Annotated in this window: 26 protein-coding genes and 1 pseudogene; 3 read left to right on the top strand and 24 right to left on the bottom strand. The window is 46.9% G+C overall.

Going from position 1 to position 24,903, the window contains the following annotated elements:
• Positions 1-351 precede the first annotated feature (351 nt).
• Complete coding sequence (gene scfB, locus BN587_RS02145; RefSeq protein WP_021719507.1) at positions 352-1,749, bottom strand: thioether cross-link-forming SCIFF peptide maturase; 1,398 nt, start codon at positions 1,747-1,749, stop codon at positions 352-354.
• Between the two features lie 77 nt (positions 1,750-1,826).
• Positions 1,827-1,973 (bottom strand): six-cysteine ranthipeptide SCIFF, encoded by a 147-nt coding sequence (gene scfA / locus BN587_RS11700; protein WP_009145710.1) that lies wholly within the window; start codon positions 1,971-1,973, stop codon positions 1,827-1,829.
• A gap of 334 nt (positions 1,974-2,307) precedes the next feature.
• Here scfA and BN587_RS11695 point away from each other — a divergent pair, with 334 nt between their 5' ends.
• The 3 genes from BN587_RS11695 to BN587_RS02135 are packed head-to-tail and all read left to right on the top strand — an operon-like array spanning position 2,308 to position 3,826.
• A complete protein-coding gene (locus BN587_RS11695; RefSeq protein WP_021719506.1) occupies positions 2,308-2,439 on the top strand; it encodes a CD1871A family CXXC motif-containing protein in 132 nt (43 codons plus the stop codon).
• Positions 2,432-3,250, top strand: a complete 819-nt coding sequence (locus tag BN587_RS02140; protein ID WP_021719505.1) for a 4Fe-4S binding protein — start codon at positions 2,432-2,434, stop codon at positions 3,248-3,250. The genes BN587_RS11695 and BN587_RS02140 overlap by 8 nt, the downstream gene beginning before the upstream one ends.
• Positions 3,251-3,292: 42 nt before the next feature.
• Positions 3,293-3,826 (top strand): TlpA family protein disulfide reductase, encoded by a 534-nt coding sequence (locus BN587_RS02135; protein ID WP_021719504.1) that lies wholly within the window; start codon positions 3,293-3,295, stop codon positions 3,824-3,826.
• A gap of 52 nt (positions 3,827-3,878) precedes the next feature.
• Here the strand turns inward: BN587_RS02135 and BN587_RS02130 are convergent, their stop codons facing one another.
• The 22 genes and pseudogenes from BN587_RS02130 to BN587_RS02025 all read right to left on the bottom strand — a co-directional run.
• A complete protein-coding gene (locus tag BN587_RS02130) occupies positions 3,879-4,430 on the bottom strand; it encodes a biotin transporter BioY (RefSeq protein ID WP_021719503.1) in 552 nt (183 codons plus the stop codon).
• Positions 4,431-4,577: 147 nt separating this feature from the next.
• On the bottom strand, positions 4,578-5,444 hold the full coding sequence (locus BN587_RS02125) for a polysaccharide deacetylase family protein (RefSeq protein WP_021719502.1): 867 nt from the start codon (positions 5,442-5,444) through the stop codon (positions 4,578-4,580).
• Positions 5,441-6,379: a DNA-binding protein WhiA gene (gene whiA, locus BN587_RS02120; protein ID WP_021719501.1), complete on the bottom strand. Its 939-nt coding sequence runs from the start codon at positions 6,377-6,379 to the stop codon at positions 5,441-5,443. The genes BN587_RS02125 and whiA overlap by 4 nt, the downstream gene beginning before the upstream one ends.
• A gap of 33 nt (positions 6,380-6,412) precedes the next feature.
• Positions 6,413-7,804, bottom strand: a complete 1,392-nt coding sequence (locus tag BN587_RS02115) for a gluconeogenesis factor YvcK family protein (protein WP_021719500.1) — start codon at positions 7,802-7,804, stop codon at positions 6,413-6,415.
• A gap of 12 nt (positions 7,805-7,816) precedes the next feature.
• Positions 7,817-8,677, bottom strand: a complete 861-nt coding sequence (gene rapZ / locus BN587_RS02110) for an RNase adapter RapZ (protein ID WP_021719499.1) — start codon at positions 8,675-8,677, stop codon at positions 7,817-7,819.
• Positions 8,678-9,113: 436 nt separating this feature from the next.
• A complete protein-coding gene (bioB, locus tag BN587_RS02105) occupies positions 9,114-10,103 on the bottom strand; it encodes a biotin synthase BioB (protein ID WP_021719498.1) in 990 nt (329 codons plus the stop codon).
• Positions 10,104-10,284: 181 nt separating this feature from the next.
• Positions 10,285-10,854, bottom strand: a complete 570-nt coding sequence (locus tag BN587_RS02100; RefSeq protein WP_021719497.1) for a chromate transporter — start codon at positions 10,852-10,854, stop codon at positions 10,285-10,287.
• Positions 10,855-10,866: 12 nt separating this feature from the next.
• Positions 10,867-11,433, bottom strand: coding sequence for a chromate transporter (locus BN587_RS02095; protein WP_021719496.1), 567 nt, complete (start codon positions 11,431-11,433; stop codon positions 10,867-10,869).
• Positions 11,434-11,644: 211 nt separating this feature from the next.
• Positions 11,645-13,276, bottom strand: coding sequence for a chaperonin GroEL (gene groL / locus BN587_RS02090; protein ID WP_021719495.1), 1,632 nt, complete (start codon positions 13,274-13,276; stop codon positions 11,645-11,647).
• A 108-nt stretch (positions 13,277-13,384) separates the two neighbouring features.
• Positions 13,385-13,678 (bottom strand): co-chaperone GroES, encoded by a 294-nt coding sequence (locus BN587_RS02085; protein ID WP_021719494.1) that lies wholly within the window; start codon positions 13,676-13,678, stop codon positions 13,385-13,387.
• A 269-nt stretch (positions 13,679-13,947) separates the two neighbouring features.
• On the bottom strand, positions 13,948-14,535 hold the full coding sequence (locus BN587_RS02080; RefSeq protein ID WP_021719493.1) for an ANTAR domain-containing response regulator: 588 nt from the start codon (positions 14,533-14,535) through the stop codon (positions 13,948-13,950).
• Complete coding sequence (locus tag BN587_RS02075; RefSeq protein ID WP_021719492.1) at positions 14,525-15,916, bottom strand: sensor histidine kinase; 1,392 nt, start codon at positions 15,914-15,916, stop codon at positions 14,525-14,527. The genes BN587_RS02080 and BN587_RS02075 overlap by 11 nt, the downstream gene beginning before the upstream one ends.
• A 168-nt stretch (positions 15,917-16,084) precedes the next feature.
• A complete protein-coding gene (tsaD, locus tag BN587_RS02070; RefSeq protein WP_021719490.1) occupies positions 16,085-17,107 on the bottom strand; it encodes a tRNA (adenosine(37)-N6)-threonylcarbamoyltransferase complex transferase subunit TsaD in 1,023 nt (340 codons plus the stop codon).
• Positions 17,100-17,576 carry a ribosomal protein S18-alanine N-acetyltransferase gene (gene rimI / locus BN587_RS02065; protein ID WP_021719489.1) on the bottom strand — a complete coding sequence of 159 codons (477 nt, stop codon included), beginning with the start codon at positions 17,574-17,576 and terminating at the stop codon, positions 17,100-17,102. Before rimI ends, tsaD begins: the two co-directional genes overlap by 8 nt.
• Positions 17,549-18,244, bottom strand: coding sequence for a tRNA (adenosine(37)-N6)-threonylcarbamoyltransferase complex dimerization subunit type 1 TsaB (tsaB, locus tag BN587_RS02060; RefSeq protein WP_021719488.1), 696 nt, complete (start codon positions 18,242-18,244; stop codon positions 17,549-17,551). Before tsaB ends, rimI begins: the two co-directional genes overlap by 28 nt.
• Positions 18,225-18,698, bottom strand: a complete 474-nt coding sequence (gene tsaE, locus BN587_RS02055; protein WP_021719487.1) for a tRNA (adenosine(37)-N6)-threonylcarbamoyltransferase complex ATPase subunit type 1 TsaE — start codon at positions 18,696-18,698, stop codon at positions 18,225-18,227. The genes tsaB and tsaE overlap by 20 nt, the downstream gene beginning before the upstream one ends.
• Positions 18,699-18,792: 94 nt before the next feature.
• Complete coding sequence (locus tag BN587_RS02050; RefSeq protein WP_021719486.1) at positions 18,793-19,329, bottom strand: GerMN domain-containing protein; 537 nt, start codon at positions 19,327-19,329, stop codon at positions 18,793-18,795.
• Positions 19,330-19,345: 16 nt separating this feature from the next.
• Positions 19,346-20,608: an N-acetylmuramoyl-L-alanine amidase family protein gene (locus tag BN587_RS02045; RefSeq protein WP_021719485.1), complete on the bottom strand. Its 1,263-nt coding sequence runs from the start codon at positions 20,606-20,608 to the stop codon at positions 19,346-19,348.
• A gap of 104 nt (positions 20,609-20,712) precedes the next feature.
• A complete protein-coding gene (locus tag BN587_RS02040) occupies positions 20,713-22,263 on the bottom strand; it encodes a bifunctional ADP-dependent NAD(P)H-hydrate dehydratase/NAD(P)H-hydrate epimerase (protein ID WP_021719484.1) in 1,551 nt (516 codons plus the stop codon).
• The gene (locus BN587_RS02035; protein WP_021719483.1) at positions 22,260-22,637 is read right to left on the bottom strand and encodes a holo-ACP synthase; all 378 of its coding nucleotides are present in this window, start codon (positions 22,635-22,637) and stop codon (positions 22,260-22,262) included. Before BN587_RS02035 ends, BN587_RS02040 begins: the two co-directional genes overlap by 4 nt.
• Before the next feature lie 226 nt (positions 22,638-22,863).
• Positions 22,864-24,471: a gamma-glutamyltransferase gene (gene ggt, locus BN587_RS02030; RefSeq protein WP_021719482.1), complete on the bottom strand. Its 1,608-nt coding sequence runs from the start codon at positions 24,469-24,471 to the stop codon at positions 22,864-22,866.
• 20 nt (positions 24,472-24,491) lie between these two features.
• Positions 24,492-24,903: pseudogene (locus tag BN587_RS02025) on the bottom strand (hypothetical protein); the annotation flags it as partial.

The following is a 24,903-nucleotide window of genomic DNA, read 5'->3' as shown; positions in this document are numbered from 1 at the left end:
ATCGCGTCGACTTGTATATAATACCATGTGACCTGCATTATGTCAACACCTTTTTTGTTGCTTTTTTAACATTTTTTCGCGAAACACTAGGATTCGTGGAAAAACAACTATGCTTGGTTATCGCCTTTTTCGGCATCAAAATTTCTTGAAAAAAGTTCAAAAAAAGTTAGATTTTCTACCGAAAAACGGCAAATTCTGCGTAAAAAAATCACTTTCTCCCGAAAAATTTTCGAGATTTTTTTCTTTCTCAGCAGCAAATTTCCTGCTTGTTTTTTTCCGGCATTTTTCACTATTATCGACGAGAACGTAAAAATGCGCTCTGCTTTCGCAGAGCGCACTAGTAAAAAGCTATTATTTTTCGTAAGTGAAATTGTTGATATGCGGACGCAGGTCCTCGCCTTCCTGTGCTTCAGCAGACAAAAGAGCCTGAACAATGATAGCATTCTCCAGACGTTTCTTTTGCAGACGACAGCCATACTCATACGGCTTGGTAATATCGCCGTTAATTAAATCCGCATTGGCGTGGCAGCCACCGCTACAGAAGAAGCGTGCCCAGCATTTGCTGCACTCCGGCTTAGTAAGAACATGGGTATGACGGAACTTCTGCACCATCTCAGGTGTAACAATACCGGTATCCAAGGTACCCATCTTATATTGTTCGCGGCCTACAAACTGATGGCACGGGTAAATATCGCCATCAGCAGTAATGCAATAGTATTCATGACCGGCGCCGCAGCCTGCCAAGCGCTTAGCTACGCACGGACCGTTATCAAGTGCTACATTGAAATGGAAGAAGTCAAAGGGATTGCCTTCACGACGACGCTCCAGATATGCACGCGCCAGCTTATCGTATTCATCGAAAATTACCGGCAGATCTTCCTCGGTCAATACCCAGGGTTCATCAATGCCTACTACGGGTTCTACGGAAATTTCCTTGCCAACCTTAGTCATATCCAGCACATCCTCACAGAAATGGGTGCTGAAATGGGTATAGGTTCCGCGCAGATAGTAGTTTTTGCCCTCACGGCTGTCAATTACCTTCTTAAAGCCGCGTACAGCTGCATCATAGCTGCCGGCTTTATTCGGGAACGGACGCATAGCGTCATGAGTTTCCTTCTTGCCATCCAGGCTCAGAACCAGCATAACACGGTTATCGTTGAGGAATTTGATATTATCATCATTCAAAAGAGTACCGTTGGTTGTCAAAGTCAGTTTAATATTCTTGCCGGTTTCTTTTTCGCGACGGCGTACATATTCGGTAATATGAACAACAACCGGCCAGTTCATCAGCGGTTCACCGCCAAACATATCCAGCTCCAGGTTATGGCGCTTCTTGCTGCCTTCAATAGCAAACTCGATAGCCTTTTCCGCAGTTTCCTTGCTCATGAGCTGACGGCAGCCACCAAAGGAACCTGTGTCGGCAAAGCAGTAACCGCAGCGCAGATTGCAGTCATGGGTTACAAGCAGGCACAGGGATTTGACAATCGGCTTTTCTGCAAAAGTCGGCGGTACATCAAAGGAAGGGCTGAAAAGCAGACCTTGATCCTGCAGGCCGTGCATTTCTTCCAATGCATCGCGCAAATCCTCTTCGCTGTATTTATCCTTCAAAGCAGCCATAGCCTCAGCATCGTTGCTGCCATCATAATAATCGAGTAAATCGTAAATAACATCGTCTACAAGATGAACGGCACCGCTGTTGATATCCAGCACAGCCATATTATCATCAAGACGCATTTTATGTATCAGCATGTATTCCAACCTTTCTTTTTGCATAGATAGTAAAACAGCCCCCTGCACCAGACAGGGAGCTGCATTAAGCTCAGATATTATTTGCAGTGTTCGCAAACCTGGTTGCCAACGGTGCAGGAAGTTTTGCAAGCGGATTGGCAGGAAGCCGGGCACTCGCCGCAGCCACCGGTACGCAGAGTTTTGTTCAGCATTGCTTTATTAACAGTTTTGATGTGTTTACGCATAACGATTACCTCCAAAAAAATATATTATTACTTGTTTTATTTTACCTTGTTTTTGCCCATTTTGCAAGGATTTTTTTAAATTGCTCATTTACAAATACTATTTCGCGACCTATATTCTTCCATTGCATTATCTGTTTTTATTATAGCCTGTTCATACGCTTTTATCCATACAACACCAGTCAGAAAATCATTGCAACACGCGGATAGAAATAATTTAATATTATTTTCTGCTATTTGCTACCCAACCTCAATAATGTATAGTCATGCATTCATAGTAAAATTTCATTGTATATGCTAGAATATTCTTAGTAATTATATAGGAGGTCTGCTTGCTATGAAAATAACACGTATTTTAATCCTTCTGAGCGCTGCCGCCATGCTGACATATGGTATCTGCAACAGAGAATATCTTGCCGTCTGGCGCAAGGCAGCGACAATTTGTCTGGAGTGTATCGGCATTGGTTAAACGTAAGCTTATACAGATTTGCACCGCCCTCCTATATAACGGCAATCTGTCAGGCTTTACCACCGGCAATATCTGGAAGGGCAGCAGCAAGAATATCTGCCTGCCGGGTTTAAACTGCTATTCCTGCCCCGGAGCCTTGGGCGCCTGCCCGCTTGGTTCTCTGCAAAGCTCTCTCAGCGGTGTATTTTTGCGCATTCCCTTCTATGTGCTGGGCTTCATTCTGCTCTTTGCGTTAATCTTTGCGCGTCTTATCTGCGGCTGGGGCTGTCCCTTCGGCCTCGTGCAGGAATTGCTCTACAAAATTCCTACGCCTAAGCTGCAGCGCAACCGCTTTACCTATCTGCTCAGCTATCTGAAATATTTTATCGCGCTGATTTTTCTCATTATTTTGCCCTTAGCCTTTTATCATTTCACCGGCAGCGGCGTACCGGCCTTCTGTAAATTTATCTGCCCCGCAGGTACTTTGGAGGCTGCTCTGCCTCTGGCATTTTTCAAGCCGCAGATTCGTGAGCTTTTGGGCCAGCTGTTTATCTGGAAGCTGACACTGTTATGCCTGACTGTGCTGGCAGCCATCTTCATCTATCGACCCTTCTGCCGCTTCGTCTGCCCTTTAGGCGCTATTTACGGACTGTTTAATAAAATCTCCCTCTTTGGCATGAAGGTAAATACTGTAAAATGCATCAACTGCGACCGTTGTATGGAGCATTGCAAAATGGATTGCCGGCATGTAGGTGACAGTGAATGCATCGCCTGCGGTGAATGCCGCAGTGTCTGCCCGGTAAAGGCCATTTCCCTTAGCAAAAGGTTTTAATTTAAATATACCATTTTCTCTTATCCTTATAAGGAGGTCAACATGAAAAAATTTCTGCTAACCTTATCTATGACTGCACTGTTATTATTTACTGCAGGCTGCAGCTGCCCCTTCTCCGATAAAACTGCCGACAGCAAACCGCAGATGAACACCGCTGCTGCCTCGGCTGCCGAAGTCGCACCCGATTTCAGCTACAAAGAGTTAAGCAGTGGCAAAACCATGCGTCTGAATGACTTAAAAGGCAAGCCTGTCTTCATCAACTTTTGGGCGACCTGGTGCCCTCCCTGTGTCGGCGAGCTGCCTCATATTGAAAAGAAATACGCCGAATACAAAGACAAAATGCATTTTGTTATTCTCAGCGTAGATGATAACGAACAGGATCCTGCTCGTTTCATCCAAAGCAAGGGCTACACCTTCCCCGCTGCTTACGGTGATCATCAGGCACTTGGACGTGCCTACGGCATTGACGCTATTCCGGCGTCCTACATCATCAGCGCCGACGGACATATAATTGCACGCATAGTCGGCAGCATGAACGAGTCTTCCCTCGACGCTTTCCTGCAGAAGGCCTTCTAAAAAGCTAAAAGCAGTCCCGCAACCTTTTTATAAGATTGCAAGGACTGCTTTTTTATACCTTCAGCCAGATGCCGGCCTTATAACCGCGCACACCCAGCATCGCCGCACCAATGCAGAGCACAACATCAGGAATAACCTGCAGAATACCGCAGTACCAGATAACCGCCCACACAGAAATCGGTGCATTGATTATATAATTGGATACTACATAGAACCACACGAGTCCAAACAGATAAACAATTACCATACCAACAAGATTTGCTTCCAACAGGCTACGGAAATTAATTTGCTTAGCCTTGCGTGCCCAGGCACCGTTTACCCATGCCTGCACGATAAAGCCCAGCAGATAACCGAACGTCGGCTGCGCAATATATCCCGGACCACCTCCCGAGGCAAAAACCGGAATACCAACTAAGCCCATAACAACATAGGTGCAGACGGCAATCGCTCCCAGACGCGGTCCGAGCAGCAACCCGGCCAATAAAGTAAACAAAAACTGCAGTGTATAGACATCAGTGCCCACCGGAATTTTTATAAAAGTTCCCACAGTTACAAGCGCAATAAACAGTGCGCATAAAATCAGTTCTTTTGTTTTTAAATGCATATCACACGCCTCCAAAGCCTTTATGACATCTGTCATAATTCATAGTTTATAGAATACTCTAGTTTTCCCTTGTTGTCAACCTGTTTTATTTTTAGGTTAACCTTGCTTGCAAAGGAAAAGGGAGACAACCGCCTCCCTAAATATTCCTTAGCGCACGAATATGTCGCGCACAATATTGATATCAATGCCCTTCGTCTGCAAAAAGCCGAAGAAATATGCCTGCTCTAAACGTCTCTTAAAGCCCTCGAGTCCGTTTCCGTCATCGGCAACGGTTACACGGTACATTTCAAAGGGTGCCTTTTGGTACGTAGCCGCCGTATTGACACCTACATGACCAGTCAGCGCCCTGTAAAAGCCGTATTTTTTCGCTGCAGCGATAACCCTGTCATTATAGCTGCCGTTAGGATAAGCCAGAGTACGCACAATATAGCCGTCGAATTTCTTCTTCAGCCAATAACGTGACGTATCCGTTTCCCATACCAGATATTTTTCATCGATAGCAGCCAACGGATTATGGCTGTAGGTATGCGAGCCAAGCTCCATACCGGCAGCAATCAGCTCCTTGATTTCCTGCTCATTCATATGCAGCTCATCGCCGATATCCCTGTTGATGACAAAGAACGAGCCCTTGGCATCATACTTCTTTAGTAACGGCAGCACTACACTGTGATTATTCTTATAGCCATCATCAAAGCTCAAGGCAACGTACTTATCTACACTTTTTCCCTGCTGCAGACGCTCTGCCAGCTCTGCTACCGTCACAATCGTGTAGCCCTGCTCCTTCAGGTACTGCAGATGCGCTTCAAACAGCTCCGGCTTCATGATCAGCGTTTTTGGCCAGTCTGCGCCTTCTTCCAGACCGACAGCGTGATACATCAGTACCGGTGCACCGGTTTTCCTAAAGGCCGCATATTCCTGCTGCCAACGCTCACCGTTAAGCTTCCATGCAACACCTGCAACCGCCAAAAGTACGACAACCAGCGCCAGGAATACTAAGCATACTTTCTTAATCATTTATCTGATTTCTCCAATTCCATACCTAAACCTACTGCAATATCCTGCAGCTTTTTCAAACGATGATTTATGCCGGATTTACCCAGGCCACCGGAGTATTCTACCAAATCATTTAACGACACATCCGGATACTGCAGACGCAGACGCGCCGTATCCTGCAATCCCTGAGGCAGCTCGCTCAGCCCCATATGCTCATCAATATAATGAATGCAGCTTACCTGACGCACGGCAGCCTTAACCACCTTGTTCAGGTTCGCAGTTTCGCAATTAACTGCTCTGTTGACATTATTGCGCATTTCCTTGACAATGCGGACATTTTCCAGCTCCATCATCGCATTATGCGCACCGATAACACTCAGGAAATTGATAATGCTTTCGCCATCCTTCAGATAAACAATATACTCGTTTTTTCTGTCGGTCAGCTTGGCCTTCAAGGAAAAGCTCTGCATAACCTTAATAATCGTATGAGCAAAATCCTCGTTGCCGGTAACCATCTCCAGATGGTAATCACTGGCCGGACGACTGATACTGCCGCCACCCAAAAAAGCTCCGCGCAAAAAGGTGCGCTTGCCTTCGTGATGCGAAAGCAGCGGATTTTTCAAATCGCCCTCTACACTTAAGAGCTGCAGCTCGTTCAGCGCCTTGCTTACCTGCGGCGCCGGCACTACATGTACCTGATAACGGTTATTCTTCTTCAAGCGGCGTGAACGGGTAATAACTACCTCCGTCTGCACTTGATAATTGCTTTTCAACAGCTGCAGTACACGTCTGGCCAAAGCAGCATTTTCTGTTGAAAAGTGGATACCTATATTCATACCGCGGATAACAATTGCACCGCTCATACGCAAAAGACCGAGCAGCTCTGCTTTGTCACCGGTAGCATCGTTAGTTTCTATACGAGATAATTCATTTTTTACATCATTGGAAAAAGACAAGCAGACTCCTCCTTTCTCAGCCTGTATCTGGTTTTATTTTTGTTTGCACAGCTTCTTCATGCCTGCACGCATAAAGAAGTAATCAAAAAACTGCATACCGCGCCCAAAAAGACGCAGACGATAAATCAAAGCAATAAGTACACGCGCTAATTTACGCGGATCATGGCGCACCAAATCATCCTTGCTTATCAAACGCGCCGGTACAACCGTAATTCCCAGACTGCGGATTTTATCAATATCCGGCGTAATAGGACGCGAGCCTTCAGCATCATACTGACGCAGCTGCTCCGAAGTAACATCCTGGGAATTTACAATAGCGTAATCCAAAAACTGCGTACCGACATGGTCAACCAACGCCTGCACATGGTCATAAGCACCATAGCCGTCAGTTTCGCCAGGCTGTGTCATAACATTGCAGATATAGATTTTGATAGCGTTGGACCTGACAACAGCATCACGGATTCCTTCTACCAAAAGATTAGGAATAACACTGGTATACAGGCTGCCAGGGCCAAAAATAAGTACATCCGCGTTTAAAATAGCCTCTATCGCACCATTTGCTGCCTGCGCATCCGCCGGCAGCATCATCATCTTTTTGATTTGCTTGCGCACTTTGGGAATCTCCGATTCACCTGTCACAATAGTGCCGTCTGTCATACGTGCCTGCAGCTGAATATTCTCCAAGGTAGACGGAATAACTCTGCCGCGCACCTTCAAAATCTGACTCGTAGCATTCAGTCCGGCCTCCATGCCACCTTCAGCCTGCGCCATCGCCGCAATAAACAAATTGCCGAAGCAATGGCCTGCAAGCGGAGAATCACCCTGAAAGCGATACTGCATCAAACGTTCCATCAGCGGCTCACGGTCAGCAAGAGCCGTCAGGCAGTTACGCAAATCACCGGGAGGAATAATACCCAACTCCTTGCGCAGACGTCCGGAAATCCCCACCCCCTCGCACCGCCTCCGGAAAAACCCGCCGTCATCGGCAGTTGTTACTACAGCAGTACAGTTATTGGTAATATACTTCATACCGCGTAAAAGCGTCGACAGACCGGTACCGCCGCCGACAACGGTAATGGCAGGGCCACGTGTCAGCTTGCGCTGCATAAAAATCGTTTCCATCAATGAACCGTTTTTGTCGGGCACTACAACAGATACTACCGAACTGATTAAGCGACGTGTTCCGTAGACCATAATAGCAAATCCCACAATAAGAAAAACCACGCCCATCGACATAATCAGGCCATTTGAATAGCGTCCTGTTGTCAGATAGGTCATCTGGAAGAGCAGTTCTTCTGCCTTGCCCATCAGCTGATAATTAAAAAACAAAGCCAGTCCCAAAGCACATAAAAGTACACCTACCGCAAAAAGCAGCAGCCAGCGCTTCAAATTAATGCCGGGACACAGCCAACTAATCCAACCCATTAGGCTCCTCCCTTACTTTCTGTGAGGAATATCACGATGTGTCACATCAACGCTGTAACCCTTTTCGCGCAGATATTCGTACAATTTATTGGCAATAAAAACGCTGCGGTGCTGTCCGCCGGTGCAGCCGACGCTGATAACAAGCTGTGCCTTGCCTTCACTGATATATTGTGGCACAAGAAAATCAAGCAGCTGCTCCTCCAGCTTCAGATACTGGAAGGTCTGCGGATAACGGCAGATAAAATCTGCTACCGGACGGTCGTTGCCGGTCATATTGCGCAGCTCCTCCACATAAAACGGATTGGGCAAAAAACGCACATCAAGCACCAAGTCACTGTCAAGCGGCAGGCCATGCTTAAAGCCAAAGGAACGCACAACAATGCCCATACGCTCTTTAGAAGAGCCCTCGCCAAACATTTCTGTTACCTTAGCCTTCAGCTGTGCCGTAGTCAGCGTTGAGGTATCAATAATATGCGTAGCCTTTTCGCGCAGCGGATCCAACAATTCACGCTCACAGGTAATATTCTGCAGCAAGGTATTGCGCTCACCCAATGGATGACGACGACGCGTTTCCTTGTAACGGCGCACCAGTGTCGCATCGGAAGCATCCAAAAACAGCAGCTCATATTTTTGTCCGCTGGCCTCCATTTCATCTAAAACCTGCAACAGCTTGTCAAAAAAACGACCTCCACGGATATCGACAACAAGTGCTACCTTGTCCTCCGATGTCTGACGACATAATTCCGCAAACTTGGGAATAAGTGTCGCTGGCAAATTGTCTATGCAAAAGAAATTTAAATCCTCCAGGGTACGCACAACCTGCGTTTTACCTGCACCGGACATACCGGTAATAATAAGAAAGTGTGACTGCATTTTGCTTCACCTCTTTAAAGTCATTAGTAAATTATATTATATCATAAAATTTGCCGTAGAGGGCAGTGCTTCCGCAAATAAATGGTGGATTGATGATATGGATTGATGATACTGAAGACGGTGCGTCATCAAATAAATGCGTGCGTCAGAACGTGCCAGATTCAAAGAAGCAATCCCGACGGCGTATTTCTCATACGTCGAGGGATTGATGATGCAGAAGATGGTGCGTTATCAAATAAATGCGTGCGTCAGAACGTGCCGGATTCAAAGAAGCAATCCCGACGGCGTATTTTTCATACGTCGAGGGATTGATGATGCGGAAGACGGTGCGTTATCACGCACATATAAAAAATAAGCAGACTGGTCGCAACTCCAGTCTGCTTATCTTTTTGAGATTTTAAGGTGTAAGATTTATTAATAATTCATGGAAAACTAATTAATCGAGATTAGGCATGCTGCGCGGACGATCAAGATCCTTGAGCATCTGCATATCGCGGTCAGTACCGCGGCCGGCAGTAGTCAGATAACCGCCAATCATAATGCCGCTTGCACCGCCATTGAGTGCCAGTGCCTGCAGGTCACGCAGGTTTACTTCGCGACCGCCTGCGGTACGGATTTGTGCCTTCGGCAGAACAAAACGGAAAACAGCGAACGCACGCAGGATTTCCAAAGGCGGCAACGGTTTGTTGTTTTCAAACGGAGTGCCCGGAATCGGAGTCAGCATATTCAGAGGTACGCTGTCAATGCCCAGCTCCTTCAGAGTGAAGGCCCATTCTACACGCTGCTCACGTGTTTCGCCAAGTCCTAAAATACCACCGCTACAAACACGCAGGCCGGCAGCCTGTGCATTTTTGATGGTAACAAATTTATCAGCATAGGTATGAGTAGTGCAGATATTCGGGAAGTTGCTGCCTGCGGTTTCCAGATTGGAATGATAGCGGGTTACACCGGCTTCGCGCAACTCTTTTGCCTGCTCTACAGTCAAAATGCCCAAAGAAGCACAAACCTCAATGTGCAGTTCTTCTTTAATACGTTTCAGGGTACGGCAGATGTTTTCAAAGTCATCAGCCTTGCTCTGTCCACGACCACTGGTAACGATGGAGAAGCGTACAGCACCTGCTTCCTTAGCTTTTTTAGCTGCATTGAAGATTTCCTCTTCGCTCAGCAGGCCGTATTCCTTAACACCAGTATGATAATGTGCGGATTGTGCACAGAACTTGCAGTTCTCACTGCACTTACCGCTGCGGCCGTTGATGATTGCACAGCAGTCAACAGCATCGCCGGCATATTTTTGGCGAATCTTGTCAGCCATAGCTAAAAGCAGCATGGTGTCGTCATCGCTCACGTTAATCAAAAATTCAGCTTCTTCTTTAGTAATATCCTGACCGTTCAAAACCTTCTCGGCCAGTGCAATAATCTTTTGCATTGTAATTCACATCCCTAACCTTAGTAGTTAACCGACACTATTCGTTGGTTAACTGTATCTATTATATAGCAGAATTCCGCTTGCGTCAACCGTTAATTTACTTAAGTTAACATGAGTGTAACAAAAAGCACGCCATGCCGCAAGCCGAAGCTCACAGCGCAGCGCGCTATTACATTAATTATCAGCGAATACCCGCAATACCCAAAATCAAGCCCAAAACACCGCTCATGCACAGTGTACGGATAACGCTTACCTTATGACGGATACACCACAGGGAAATTGGCAGCACAATGCAGCCAAGCAAATCCACCTTGGTAAAATCCTTCGGCAGTGTTTCCGTATTCCACAGCGCCAGCATTACAAAGCTCAATCCGGCAGAGCAGATGAGTGCCACAACCGCAGGACGCAGGCCGTTCAGAATACCGCGAATCGGACCGATATCGCCATATTTAAAGAATAATTTTGCGAGTGCCAGTACAATAAACACCGAAGGGAAAACAAAGCCCACAGTTGCCGCAACAGCACCGGGCAAGCCTGCAACCTTTGTACCGACGAACGTCGCCGCATTGATACCGATAGGACCCGGCGTCATCTGCGAAATCGTAAAAATATCAATAAACTGCGGCATAGTCATCCATGCATGATTTTCAATAACCTCCGCCTGAATCAACGGCATCGAAGCATAACCGCCGCCGACGCAAAAGGCACCAACCTTAACAAAGCTCCAGAAAAGCTCCCAATAAATATACATCTCGCTGCCTCCTTACGCGTACTTTTTGTCACGCAGCAGGAAGAAGCCGATAACAGCATCCACAATTACTGCATACATCAGATTTATATTAAAGAAATAATTGGCAATAAAGGTACCGATAATAATCAAAAACGGCAGTGCCAATTTTTTCTTCAGCTCCTTTTTGAGCAGGTCAATCGCTACATTGATGATAATAGCCGTCGCGCCGCACTGCATGCCCTTCAAAACCAGCTGAATATATTGGTTATGCGCAAAGGCATCATAAGCATAGGAAATAACGCTCAGGGTAATCAGTGGCGGCAAAATCGTTGCCAGCAAAGCAGTAAGCGTACCGCGGATACCGCCAAGCTTGTAGCCCATGCTGATTGCCGCATTGGCTGCCACAACACCCGGTGCAGACTGTGCAATCGCCACAAGATTCAACGCTTCCTTATCATCCATCCATTTATACTCATCAACAAATTTGGCCTTCAGCAACGGAATGATGACAAAACCGCCGCCGATAGTAAAGGCACTAATTATAAAGGTCGATTTAAACAGCTTCCAGTAAAAATCTTTTTCGGCTGCAGCTTCACCCATTATCAACAGCTCCTTCTGTCTATAGAATGAAATTATTATAGCATATTTGCCAGCAAAAAAACATAATTAGACTACACTAATACCTAGATAATTTTTCACATCAGCTTTTTTGTAACAAAAAAAGCACACCCTGCTACCAAATCAGTAACAGAGTGTGCAATCTATAGCCTACTCAAGCTATATTATACAATTTTGACATCCGGTCTGCAGCTTACATCATACCGGGCATGCCGCCGCCCATCGGAGGCATTGCCGGCATAGTAGCGCCTTCCTTAACAGGTTTGTCAGCTACGATGGATTCAGTGGTCAGAACCATAGAAGCGATGCTTGCAGCATTTTGCAGTGCGCTTCTGGTAACCTTAGTCGGGTCAACGATACCTGCTTCGATCATGTCAACATACTCTTCGGTCAGAGCGTTGAAGCCATAGCCTTTGCGGCTGCGTTTAATGGTATCAACGATAACAGCGCCTTCCAGGCCAGCGTTGTAAGCGATTTGACGAACAGGCTCTTCAATAGCGCGTTTAACGATTTCTACGCCGGTCTTCTCATCGCCGGTAGCTTTGATTTTTGCCAGAGCAGGCTGTACTTGCAGCAGAGCAGTACCGCCGCCGGCAACAATGCCTTCAGCAACAGCAGCGCGGGTAGCGTTCAGAGCATCTTCAATGCGCAGTTTTTTATCTTTCAGCTCAACTTCGGTAGCAGCGCCAACTTTGATAACAGCTACGCCACCAGCCAGTTTAGCCAAACGTTCTTGCAGTTTTTCTTTATCGAAATCAGAAGTGGTTTCCGGAATTTGTGCACGGATTTGAGCAACGCGTGCAGCAATAGCATCTTTATCACCCAGGCCGTCAACGATAGTGGTCAATTCTTTGGTTACACGAACCTGACCTGCGCGGCCAAGGTCTGCCATGCTTGCGCTGTCCAGTTTACGGCCAACTTCTTCACTAATAACGGTTGCACCGGTCAGAGTAGCGATATCCTGCAGCATTGCTTTACGACGGTCGCCGAAGCCAGGAGCTTTAACAGCAACAGCCTTGAAGGTGCCACGCAGTTTGTTAACAACCAGGGTTGCCAGTGCTTCGCCTTCAACATCTTCAGCGATGATTAAGAGTTCGCCGCCGTTTTGAACAACTTTTTCCAGAACCGGCATAATGTCGGCAATCATGGTGATTTTTCTGTCGGTAATGAATACGTACGGATTGCTCAGTACAGCTTCCATTTTATCTGCGTCAGTTGCCATGTACGGGGAAATGTAGCCACGGTCGAACTGCATGCCTTCAACAGTTTCCAGATGAGTTTCCATGGTCTTGGATTCTTCAACAGTGATAACACCGTCGTCGCCAACTTTTTCCATAGCGTCGGCAATCAGGTTACCGATTTCGTCGTCAGCTGCGGAGATGGAAGCAACTTGTGCTTTTGCAGCCTTGGTTTCAACCTTTTGGGAAACATTTTTCAGTTCGTCAACCAGTACGTCAACTGCTTTTTTGATACCTTTTTTCAGAACCATCGGGTTAGCGCCGGCAGCAACGTTGCGCATGCCTTCGTTAATCATAGCCTGTGCCAGAACGGTAGCAGTGGTGGTGCCGTCGCCGGCAACATCGTTGGTTTTGATGGATACTTCTTTAACCAGCTGTGCGCCCATGTTTTCAAACGGATCTTCCAGTTCGATGTCGCGGGCAATGGTTACACCGTCATTGGTGATGGTCGGTGCGCCGAATTTCTTTTCCAGTACAACGTTACGGCCTTTAGGACCGAGGGTTACTTTTACAGCGTCAGCCAGAGCATTTACGCCACGCTCCAGGCTGCGACGAGCTTCTTCATTAAACAGGATTTGTTTAGCCATTTTATATCGCTCCTTAAGTTACTTTATTATTAAACTACATATTGATTTGCGCCGTGCTTTGTGCAGTACCGATAACGACGCAGACGGTGCTTTCTGCAACGCCAAAAATTATTTCTCGATTACAGCGAATAAATCACGCTCATTGAGAATCAGATATTCCTTACCTTCATGTTTAATAGGAGTGCCATTATATTTAGCGAAAATTACTTCATCGCCAACCTTAACAGAAGGTTTTACAAATACGCCGTGGTCATATTTACCAGCGCCAACTGCCAGCACTTTACCTTGTTGCGGTCTTTCTTTTACAGCGGTGTCCGGCAAGAAAATACCGCTGGCGGTTTTTTCTTCTACTACTACAGCCTCAACAATAACATGATCAGCCAAAGGTTTTAAATTTAACATTTTTCATAACCCCTTTCGAGTATTCTTACTAACGTGAGAGTAATTTGCTTCTTGGTTATTAGCACTCTTTTACTCTGAGTGCTAACCACAATTCTTATTATATCCATATTAGGAAAAAATGCAAGTACTTTTTTGCTGTTTTTTACAAATTTGTCGCAAATTCAGCTTCACACCCTCAAAAACATGCTTCAGCGCTCTATTTTTTTGCTTCGCAGGTTCAAAATTCTGCTTGAGCACAAAAAAAGAGCAGTTCGTACTGCTCTTTTAGCTTATCCTTGCTTCTTCGCCGCCGCGGCAATAATGCTTTCCGCAAGTTCCTTCAGGCTGATACGTTTAGCCATACTGAACTGCTGCATCTTACGATACGCTTCCTGTTCCGTCATGCCATGCGCTGTCATCAGAATCCCCTTGGCACGGTCTAACAGCTTACGTGTCTCCAGACTTTCCTTCAGCTTGTCAAGCTCCAGATTAAGCTTCTGCATTTCCTGAAAGCGCTTGGCTGCAATCTCCATTGCCGGAAAGAGCTGTTCCTCACGCACAGGCTTAACAAGATAAGCAATAACGCCTGCCTCAGATGCCTGCTCAACAATATCCTGCTGACTGTATGCTGTCAACAGTAATACCGGTGCAATATTATCGGCAGCAATGATTTTTGCGGCCGTAATACCATCCATGACGGGCATTTTTACGTCCATGATGATAAAATCCGGCTTTAATTCTGCAGCCAGCTTCACTGCCTCCTGTCCGTTCGCAGCCTCACCTACTATGTCATGACCGGCATCTGCCAGCATTTCGCGTAAATCAAGACGCAAAATAGCTTCGTCATCTGCCAATAATATTCTCAGTTTATTTAACATCTTCCAGCCCCTCCTTTGGAATTGTTACTAAAGCAAGTGTACCGCCATCCTCACGATTCGTCAAGCGGAAGCTTCCCTGCAGGTCTGCTTCCGCCATTGTCTTGATTATTTTCAGGCCTAAGCTATGACGACTGCTATTTAAGGAAAAACCTTCCGGAAGACCAACTCCGTCATCAGCAATTGACAAAACGTACTGTTTGCTCTCTTCTGTAAAACGCACCTGCAGACTGCCGCTCATGCGCCCTTCATAAGCATGTTCTATAGTATTCTGCAGCAATTCGTTTAAAATCAACGCAATGCTCGTCGCCTTGTCCGACGGCAGCTGTACAGGATCTGCTTTAAAATCAGCATGCAGCATAAATTCAGGATTCAGCATGCTGCTGATAATCGCCTGATAAATTCCCTTAGCTACTTTACCGACATCAATCAGCCCGGCATCCTGCTGCGAAAGATATTCATGCACAATTGCGATGCTGTTGACTCTGTTGACGCAGTCACGCAAAACTATTTTGGTTTCATCACACTGCGCGCGGCGCTCCTGCAAGCGCAGAAGACTGGCAATAGTCTGCAGATTATTCTTTACGCGGTGATGAATCTCTTTGATTACGACAGATTTTATCAGCAGCTCCTCGTCCTTTTTGCGCAGCTCAGTGATATCCTGCAAAATGACAATTGCACAACCGGCCTTCGGCCTTGGTATTACCGGAAGAATGCGTATAGAAAGCAACAGCCCATGCATGGTAAACTCCTTGCTTTCTGCCGTGCCAGTTTCCATAACCATGCCAACAAGCGGCCAGTTGATAGCAACATCATTAGTACGGCAGCCAACAAGGTGGGAAATATCCATCACGTCAAACATGTGTCGCGCACGATTATTGGCAGCAATAATCACTCTGTTGGTATCTACCACCATAATGCCGTCAGAAGGCAGCAGACGGCGATAGTTATTGTTATTGCTCACATCCTGGCGCAGGCTGCACAAAAGCTCCAACGCCTGGGCAATAATAATATCATCAGGAGCAGCACTTTCAAAGCTGACAGCGCCATAGCAATGGCCACGACTGTCGCGCAGCGGGAAAACCTTCAGGCTGCTGAACATACCCAGGGCCCACTCCCGCTTGCCGTTGACAGGCACATTTTTCTGCAGCACACGCGCTACAAGCGGTTCTTCAACCGCCCGCACACGTCGCCCTGTCATATCAGGACGCACATTGCCAACCTGAGTCATCGGCTGTTCCTGCTTATAAACATTTAAAAACTTTTTATTTTCTCCCGGCAGATAAATTGTCACAGCAGCATGCGCTATATCTGCTGCCAAGCCGAGCACCTGTGGCATAGCTTGTAAACTATTTCTTTGTTCTGCTGTTAAATTACTCAGCATGTTTCCCCTCTTCTTCCTGCTGTCGTCCTTTCCACAGCTTTTTCTGATTAATCCACTATTTTATCCACTATATCCACAAGCTTTTCCACAACATTAATGCGCTTATATAGGGATATTTCCAAATTATCCACAATATCCACAGGCTTATACACCATAAAAGACATTTGTCTAGCCTAATTTCAACGATGGATTAGCGTTTAAATCCAATGGACTGAAGCTACCCGCCTGATACATAAAATACCCACGACAGGCAATCATTACGGCATTATCGGTACACAAAATTGGTGTCGGGTGTACCAGCTGGGCGCCAATCCCCTCCATAGCCTTGGCCAGCGTGTTTTGCAGTGTTTTGTTGGCAGAAACACCTCCGGCCAAAACAATTTTGTTATAACCGGTATGCTGCATAGCATGTACTGCTTCCTTAACCAGTGCATCCACAACTGCACGCTGGAAGGATGCCGCCACGTCGCTGCGGTTCACCTCACGACCTGCCTGCTGCTGGTTGTGCAGATAATTGATTACAGCAGATTTCAGACCGCTGAAGCTGAACTCGTAAGGCTTATCCAGACGTGCTACCGGAAAATCAATTGCCTGGTCATTGCCGTCCAATGCCAGACGCTCAATTTCCGGACCGCCGGGATAAGGCAGCCCCATAACGCGGGCAATCTTATCGAAGGCTTCGCCTGCTGCGTCATCACGCGTCTGTCCCAAAAGCTCAAAGCTGTTGTAGCCGGTAACCTTCAGCAGCGCCGTATGACCGCCACTGACAACCAACGCCATAAACGGCGGCTTCAGCTCGCTGTCTGCCAAAAAATTGGCAAATACGTGGCCTTCAAGATGGTTGACACCTATCAACGGTTTATCCGTTGCCCAGGCCAGCGCCTTGGCGGCCGAAAGGCCGACAAGCAACGCGCCGACCAGACCAGGTCCATAGGTAACGGCAACAGCATCTATCTGCTCCATGCCGACGCCTGCCTGAGACAAAGCCTCGTCAATAACCGGCATAATGTTCTCGATATGCTTACGGGAAGCAATTTCCGGCACAACGCCGCCAAATTTACGATGAATAACAATTTGTGAGGAAATAATATTGCTCAGCACCTCACGACCATTCTTTACTACGGCAGCAGCAGTTTCATCACAGCTGCTTTCAATACCTAAAATATATACATCCTTCTGCTCTTTATTCATGGCCTGCTCCTTCTTTATACAGCCACATTATAACTGCATTTTCATGATTATCTTCATAATAATTCGGACGAATGCCCTCGCTGGCAAAGCCACAGGTCAGATAAACCTTCTGCGCGGCAATGTTGCCCTCGCGCACCTCCAGCGTCATCGCCGTAGCACCAAGCTCCCAGGCCTTGTTCACCAGTCCTGCCGTCAGGCGTGTACCATAGCCTTGGCCGCGCTCCTCCTCAGCAACAGCTACGCGGGTTATCTGCGCTTCGCCTGCCACCAGCCAGAAGCCAGCATAACCTACGAGCTTGCCGGCATATTCCATTACCAGATAAGTAGTCAGCTCGTTTGCTATTTCATTGCGCAGCATATTTTCATTCCAGGCATCATAAAAGGATTGTGCCTCTATGGCAACCAAAGCCGGAATATCTGCTTCCGTCATTGCTCTGAAGCTTATTGTTGCTTGTGCTTCTTCTCCCACAATTCCTCAGCCTCCGATCTTCTGATATAGTATGGCTCCAGGCCAAAAATTTTCTTATCGTTTTCTGCATCAAATTCTGCCAAGGCAGCCAAGGCAACAGAGCTGCCTTTAGGCATACGCAATGCTTCGGGTGCCACGCTGATAAAATCAGGCAGACCGTTTTTCGCAAGCTTGGTGCACTCGCCCAAAAGCAACGCAGGGGTTCCCTGCAACGCAATTCTTTCTAATGCTTTTTCCGCACTGACAACCTCAACAGGTGCCAGCTCTACAAGCTCACCATTGCGCCATTCATATAAGGCCTGGTAAAAATTCCCCTTTTGGGCATCCAGCACCGGTGACAGCACCCTGCCCTCAAGCTGGATATTATAAGCCATCGCCTTAAGCGTATCAACACCGTGCAGGCAGCACTGCCAGCTGTAGGCCATAGCCTCTGCCGTTGCCAGACCGATACGCAGACCGGTAAAGGAACCGGGGCCCATGCTGACAGCCAAAAGCTCTATCTCCTGCTTTTGTACACCGGTACGCTGCAACAGCTGGTCTAATTGCGGCAGCAAGCCTTCGCTGTGTGTCATCCCCATATTTATCGTATATTCAGCTAAAATTTCCTTATCACAGCATAAAGCAATCGTGCACACCTTGGTGGCCGTATCAATTGCTAAAGTCAGCATCTTCTTCTACCTCCTGCAGCAGTTTTTCGTATCTTTCACCCTGAGCCTGCAGCACAGCACGACGGCCTTCACCATCATGCAGCAATGTAATCTGCAGATATTCCTCCGGTAACTCCTCCTTGAACAGCTCAGCCCATTCAATCAAGGTTACGCCATCGCCTCCGGCATATTCCTCAAAGCCAATGTCTTCCAGCTCTTCCGGACGGTTTAGGCGATATAAATCAAAATGCCTTATTTCCAGCTCACGCCCCTGATAAACATTCATGATGGCAAAGGTCGGACTGTTGACATCTTCAGCCTCAGCACCCAAGGCTACAGCAACACCGCGGCTGAGCAGCGTTTTGCCTGCTCCCAGATCTCCGCTCAGGCAGTACACATCACCGCTTGCTGCATGCTTGCCCAAAAGCCTTCCCAAGGCTTCCGTTGCAGCGCTGTCCTGCAAATAAATTTCCATAACCAACTCTCCTCACATTTGGCAAAAGTATTTGCCATAGTAATCAATAATTTGAAAAAGCGGCACCAGAATTACCAGTACCGCTTCTTTGTTTTTACAGTAAAGTCGTATTACGCGTCAGCGGATCCTCAATATCCATATGACCACTCAAGGTAATAGCCTTTTTACCTTCTATCAGAATCTGTACCCGTTTAATTTCCGGAAACTCTGTCAAGGTATTGGTAATAGCGTAGCAAAGCATCATCTCGCCATAGGAGCCTTGTCCCTTCTTGGCCAGCTCGCGCGTAAAATCAGCATAGGCAGTGCCGTCCTGCTCAATTTTCAGACTTCGAACCTTAGTGCCGATAGGTACAACATCATCCATCTTCGCATCCTGCGGCTTTGTAGTCACCAAAGCAATCAAAGCATTTTCCGGCAAACTTTTGCCGTTATCCTTCATCGTAATTTTTTCCGGCAACAGCTTTTCGCTGCCATCAGAAGCTGCACGATAAACAATAAAGCTGATATCCTTTTTTTCCTGCACTACAGCAGTTGCTGCATTCTTGGCATCCTCTTGCGGCGGAACATTTTCACTGCAACCGCTTGCTATTACTGCACACAAAAGCAGCATCAATAAAATTAGCTTTCTCATTCTTGCCGCCTCCGTATTATGCAAAATATTGTTCAATTCCTTCAGCAATCAGGCACGCTGTCTTCTTTTGGAACCATTGTCCCTTCATCAAGGTCAGCTCCTTTTCATTGCTGATGAAGCACATTTCAACCAAAACTGCTGGCATACTGATACGCTTGATAACATAAAAGTTTGCCTGACGTACACCCAAATCATCTACACCAAAATTAGCTGCCAGCTTATTTTGGATATTTTTGGCTAAGCGCAAATCATTATCGGTTTTCGGATAGTAGTATGTAGAAAAACCACCAACATTTTTATTGACCGAAGAATTAATATGCAGGCTGACGAACATATCCGAATTATATTTTTCGCCTACGTTTACACGTGCCTGCAGTTCCTCTGCATCACTGGCATTAGGTCCGAACACATCAACATCGGTAGTACGCGTCATATAAACCTTGGCACCCTTATCTTCCAGAATTTCCTTAACTATTTTTGTAATAGCCAGGGTAATATTTTTTTCTTTGGTACCATCACTGCCGATAGCGCCCGGATCGCTACCGCCATGGCCTGCATCTAAGGTAATAATTTTACCGTCAAGGCCACCGCTTGTGCGGAACCTGCCGTTTCCTTTGATTACCGCAGGCTTATCAGCATCAGATTTATTGACCGGTTTATTTACTGTTGTTTCTGTTTTGGCAGCAGCAGTATTTTTCTTATTATCGTTTTTCTTTTTACTGCTGCTCTTCTTTTTATCCGCTTTCTTATCCGCTGCGGTACTTGTTTTTATAACGGTATTTTTCTTGATACTGCTGTTATTTTTTGTTGGACGGTTGCTTACTACCGGTCTGTTGCTTACAACGGTGGTTGCAGCACCGGAACCGCTGTAGGAAGCCTGGCGCGGCGTAACATCAAGCACTACACGGAAGGGACGGCCTGTTGCAGGATCCTTCTTTAAGACGAAAGCCTTATAGCTTTTTTCCAGCAGGCGCTGTTTCAGCGGTACACGCACCACCGTGTAGCTGCCTTTATCCACAATTTTCAAGGAATCAGCCAAAGAGCTTTTTACAGCCTTACTCTGCGGCACCTGCGCTCCCTTATCAGCGTTTACCGTCAAATTCAGCGTATTACCATCCATATCAACAGCATAGCCTGCAGTATCCGTTACATCAACAACAATACGCAGAACGTCTGCTTTATTGACACCCCATTTTACATCTGTTATCTGCGCCGCCTGAGCAGCCGCGCCTAAAAGCATACAGCAGGCCAGCAGCGTCAGCAGGAAAATCTTGCGCAATAGTTCCACCTCGCAAACTTACACACTCTTACCGAAGATTTTACTTCAACAATTTATTTTAACACTAATTACAGAAGTCTGTAAACAAAATTACCGTTAAAGCATTAATTGCCTTTCAGAACCTCATGTCGCGCCTCCGGCAAAAACTGCGCCAGCTCACCTGCTGCCAGACCAATATCAATACCACTGATATCCGCAGCCTTTCCGTGCAGATAAACACCGCAAACAGCAGCCTCCTGCAAAGTAATCTCCTGCGCTGCCAGACCGGCAATAATACCTGTCAGCACATCACCGCTGCCACCTGTAGCCAAGACACTAGAGCCAGTGCTGTTGACATAAACAGTGCCGTCCGGGCAGGCAATAACTGTCGGCGCTCCCTTGAGCACCAGTACAGCATTCCATTCCTTCGCATATTGCATAGCAATATTAATACGGTCAGCATTAATTTCACTGATTTCCTTACCAATAAGGCGTGCCATTTCGCTAGGATGCGGTGTCAGTACCTTTGCAGCCTGCATCTGCGTCAAAATTTCTGTATGCCCCTGCAAAGCTGTCAGTGCATCTGCGTCAATAACAACAGGCACCTGCAGCTGCAGCAATATATCGCGCACTGCCTGCTGGGTGCTTTCGCTGGTGCCTAAGCCGGGGCCAATCGCCAGCACGTCAGCTGCATTAGCATTTTTCGCAACATCGCCTGCAGCACCGCCGCCCAAAATACCAGGCATGCGCTCCAGCAAGCCATGCACCATAACCTCCGTCAGCTTGCCTGCAAGCACATCTCTGCTGCTGAGCGGAGTATAAAGTGAAACAAGCCCGGCGCCTGCCTTAACAGCAGCGTAGCTGCTCAAGGCTGCAGCACCGGTAAAACCGGGGCTGCCAGCGCAAATTACAGCGCGTCCGGCATCACCCTTATGCGCATCTGCCTTGCGCAGCGGCAGCAGCTCGCGTACAATATCGTCTGTCAGACGATATTTTTTGCTCGCACATTCGTCAGCCATTTTTGCAGGCATACCAATATCTGCCAGCTCAATATCACCGCAATATTCGCGACCTGGATAAAGTAAAAGACCGGTTTTCAGCAAAGCCATAGTTACTGTTTTATCTGCACGCACTGCATTTTCAGCAACAGTGCCATTATCTGCATTTACACCCGTAGGCACATCAACAGCAACAATATATTTTTCGCTTTCATTTAACAGCTTGCAGGCACGCAGAATATCTCCCTCCAGCTCGCCGTGGAAACCAGTTCCTGCTAACGCATCAACCAACAAATCTGCCTTGGCAACAGCCAGCTCCGCCAGCAGCCAATCATCATCGCTGGCAATAGCCTCTACCTTAATATCAGTTTTTTGCAGCATCGCAAGCTCTGCTGCAGCATCACCAGTCACAGCCTCCAATGCCTTGCCCACAACAAAAACGCGCACTCTCGCACCGTAATTTTGCAGCCAACGGGCAGCACCGAAGCCATCACCGCCATTATTGCCGCCACCGCAAAAAACAACTACGCTTTCGCCGTCCAGCTCGTCCAAGCTATCATTTACAGCATCAGCAACAGCCTGCGCTGCATTATCCATCAATAAGATTCCCGGTACAGCATATTCCGCTGTCGCCATTTGATCAAGCTGTTTCATTTCCTGTACATTTACTAATTTCATTTGTCATCCTCCATTATCACATAGGCCACAGCAAAATCTCTGCTATGACTCAGGCTGATTTGTATATTTTTTACGCCAAGCTGTTTTGCCAGCATTGCAAAGTGCCCGCTAAGCTGCACTAAAGGCTTGCCCAGCCCATCATTAGCTACAGCTATTTCCTGCAATGAACCTTCTCTCAGGCCTGTTCCCAAAGCCTTCAGCACGGCTTCCTTAGCTGCAAAACGCGCAGCAAAGCTTGCTGCTGCCTGCTGACCACGGCTTTGGCAATAAGCAGCCTCCTTTGCTGTAAATACACGCTGAATGAAAGACTCGCGCTTTATTGCCCGGGCAATACGTTCTATTTCGATAATATCACAGCCAATGCCTACTATCATTTGCTTTCACTCCTTCACACAGCTTCGTAACTATTATTAATTCTTGCAAGTATATCCAAAATCCTTTTTTTATTTTTGTTTTTCACAAAGATATTGCAAAATTTAAAGAGATGCTTCTTTTACCACAGATATCGGCAGGCTTAACTTCTTCAGCATTGCAAAAATCCCCGATATTGCGCAAACACGCAATACCGGGGAAATAGTTTTTCATTAAGCTGCTGTTAAATCAGAAGCAGGCAATCTGTCCGTCTGTACGCTTTTCGGTTGCGCCGCACAGCACGCCATCCTCATCGCGGATAATAATCTGTCCGCGGCCCATATGATACGGGTCCGGCTGAACCACAACGTTATGGCCCATACGCTGCAGCTGACGGATAATGTGGTTAGGAGTATCCTGTTCCACTTCTACAGTTTTACCGCCAATCCACTGCCATCTCGGCGCATCCAGCGCCTGCTGCGGATTCAGGCCGAAATCAATCATGTTCATAGCAACCTGAACATGAGCCTGCGGCTGCATAAAGCCACCCATAATACCAAAGGCACTAACAGCCTGACCATCCTTGGTCATGAAGGCAGGAATAATGGTGTGATACGGACGCTTGCCACCCTGCAAAGCATTCGGATGATTTTCATCAAAGGAGAAGTTCTCGGCACGGTCATTAAAGGAAATAGAAGTGCCGGGTACAACGATACCGCTGCCGAAGCCACGATAGTTGCTCTGAATCATGCTGACCATATTACCCTCGGCATCAGCGGTGCAGAAGTAAACAGTGCTGCTGTAGCGCGGGTCGCCTACAACCGGCTCCAGTGCTTTATCATTAATCAGAGCACGGCGGTCTGCGGCATAACGCTCGCTCAAAAGCTGCTCGGCAGTAACCTTCATGTAGGAAGGCTCGGCAACATATTCTTTAGTATCAACAAAGCTCAGCTTCATAGCTTCGATTTGCTTGTGCATTGTTTCTACAGTATCGCGTTCGGTAAAGTTATAGCCCTTAAGAATATTCAGCGCCATAAGTACGGTAATACCATGACCGTTAGGAGGCAGCTCCCAGATATCATAACCGCGATAGTTGACACTCAGCGGTTCAACCCATTCCGGCTTGTAGGCTTCAAGGTCGCTCTTGCGCAGGAAGCCGTTATGTTCTTGCATAAAAGCGTCAATCTTATCTGCCAATTCACCTTTATAGAAAGCATCACCATAGGTTTCGGCAATCAGGCGCAGGCTTTTAGCCATATCGGGATTCTTGAATACTTCGCCCGGCTGGAGCCAATGTCCGTTAGGCTCAAAGGTATCAAACCAGCCTTTGAATTCCGGTCTGTCTTTATATTTGGTATAGAAGCCGTCAGCCTCTTCCCACAGACGGCTCATGTTCGGAGAAACAGGATAGCCGTTTTCCGCATAGTTGATGGAGGGTTCCATAACAGTTTTGATAGGCAGCTTGCCAAACTTTTTATGAATTTCCATCCATGCGCCTACAGCACCCGGAACGTTAATCGGCTCAACACCATAGGGAGGAATTTTATCAAAGCCACGTTCCTTCAGGGCTGCGATAGAAGCAGCCATCGGCGCCGGACCGCTGCCGTTAATACCATACAGCTTGCCCTTATACCAGATAAGTGCAAAGCAGTCACTGCCCAAGCCATTGCCGGTAGGCTCAACTACAGGCTGGCAGGTTGCAACAGTAATAGCAGCATCAATTGCGTTACCGCCCTTAAGCAAGGTTTGCAGGCCTGCGGAAGCAGCGGTAGGATTACCTACGCATACCATACCGTTTTTAGCATAAACAACACTACGTTTAGAAGCATACGGATAATTTTGTGCATCAAATTTCATTACTATTCTCCTTTACCAATTTACAAGAATTTCTCTAAAATACCGGCAGTAATTACCGAGAAGGTAGTAACAGTAGCAAAACCGCCTACAAGATATTTCGGCATAATGGCGTCGTTGACAACCTGCCTTTCCTCTTCCGTTTCACCTGTAGCAATCGCAATTTCGTTTGCTACCAGATAGGTTGCCGGGAAGCCCAAAAGTTGCATTACGGCTACGCCCATAGCCAGGTTTCTGTTGCCCAGGATTTTCCACAGCGGCAGAATATAGAAGAACAGGAAGAGTACAGCAAATACCACGATAAATACCATAATGGTATTAAAGCTCAATACAAGCAAATCACTGACTTTAATTTTTGCCAGAGAAGGAATAATTACCGCAAATACACCAACGTTAAAGATTGATATGTACCCCCAATACTGGATACCCAGTATT

The organism is Phascolarctobacterium succinatutens CAG:287 (genome assembly GCF_000434895.1).
GTDB lineage: Bacteria > Bacillota > Negativicutes > Acidaminococcales > Acidaminococcaceae > Phascolarctobacterium_A > Phascolarctobacterium_A succinatutens_A.
This window is presented reverse-complemented; position numbering and strand designations above follow the sequence as displayed.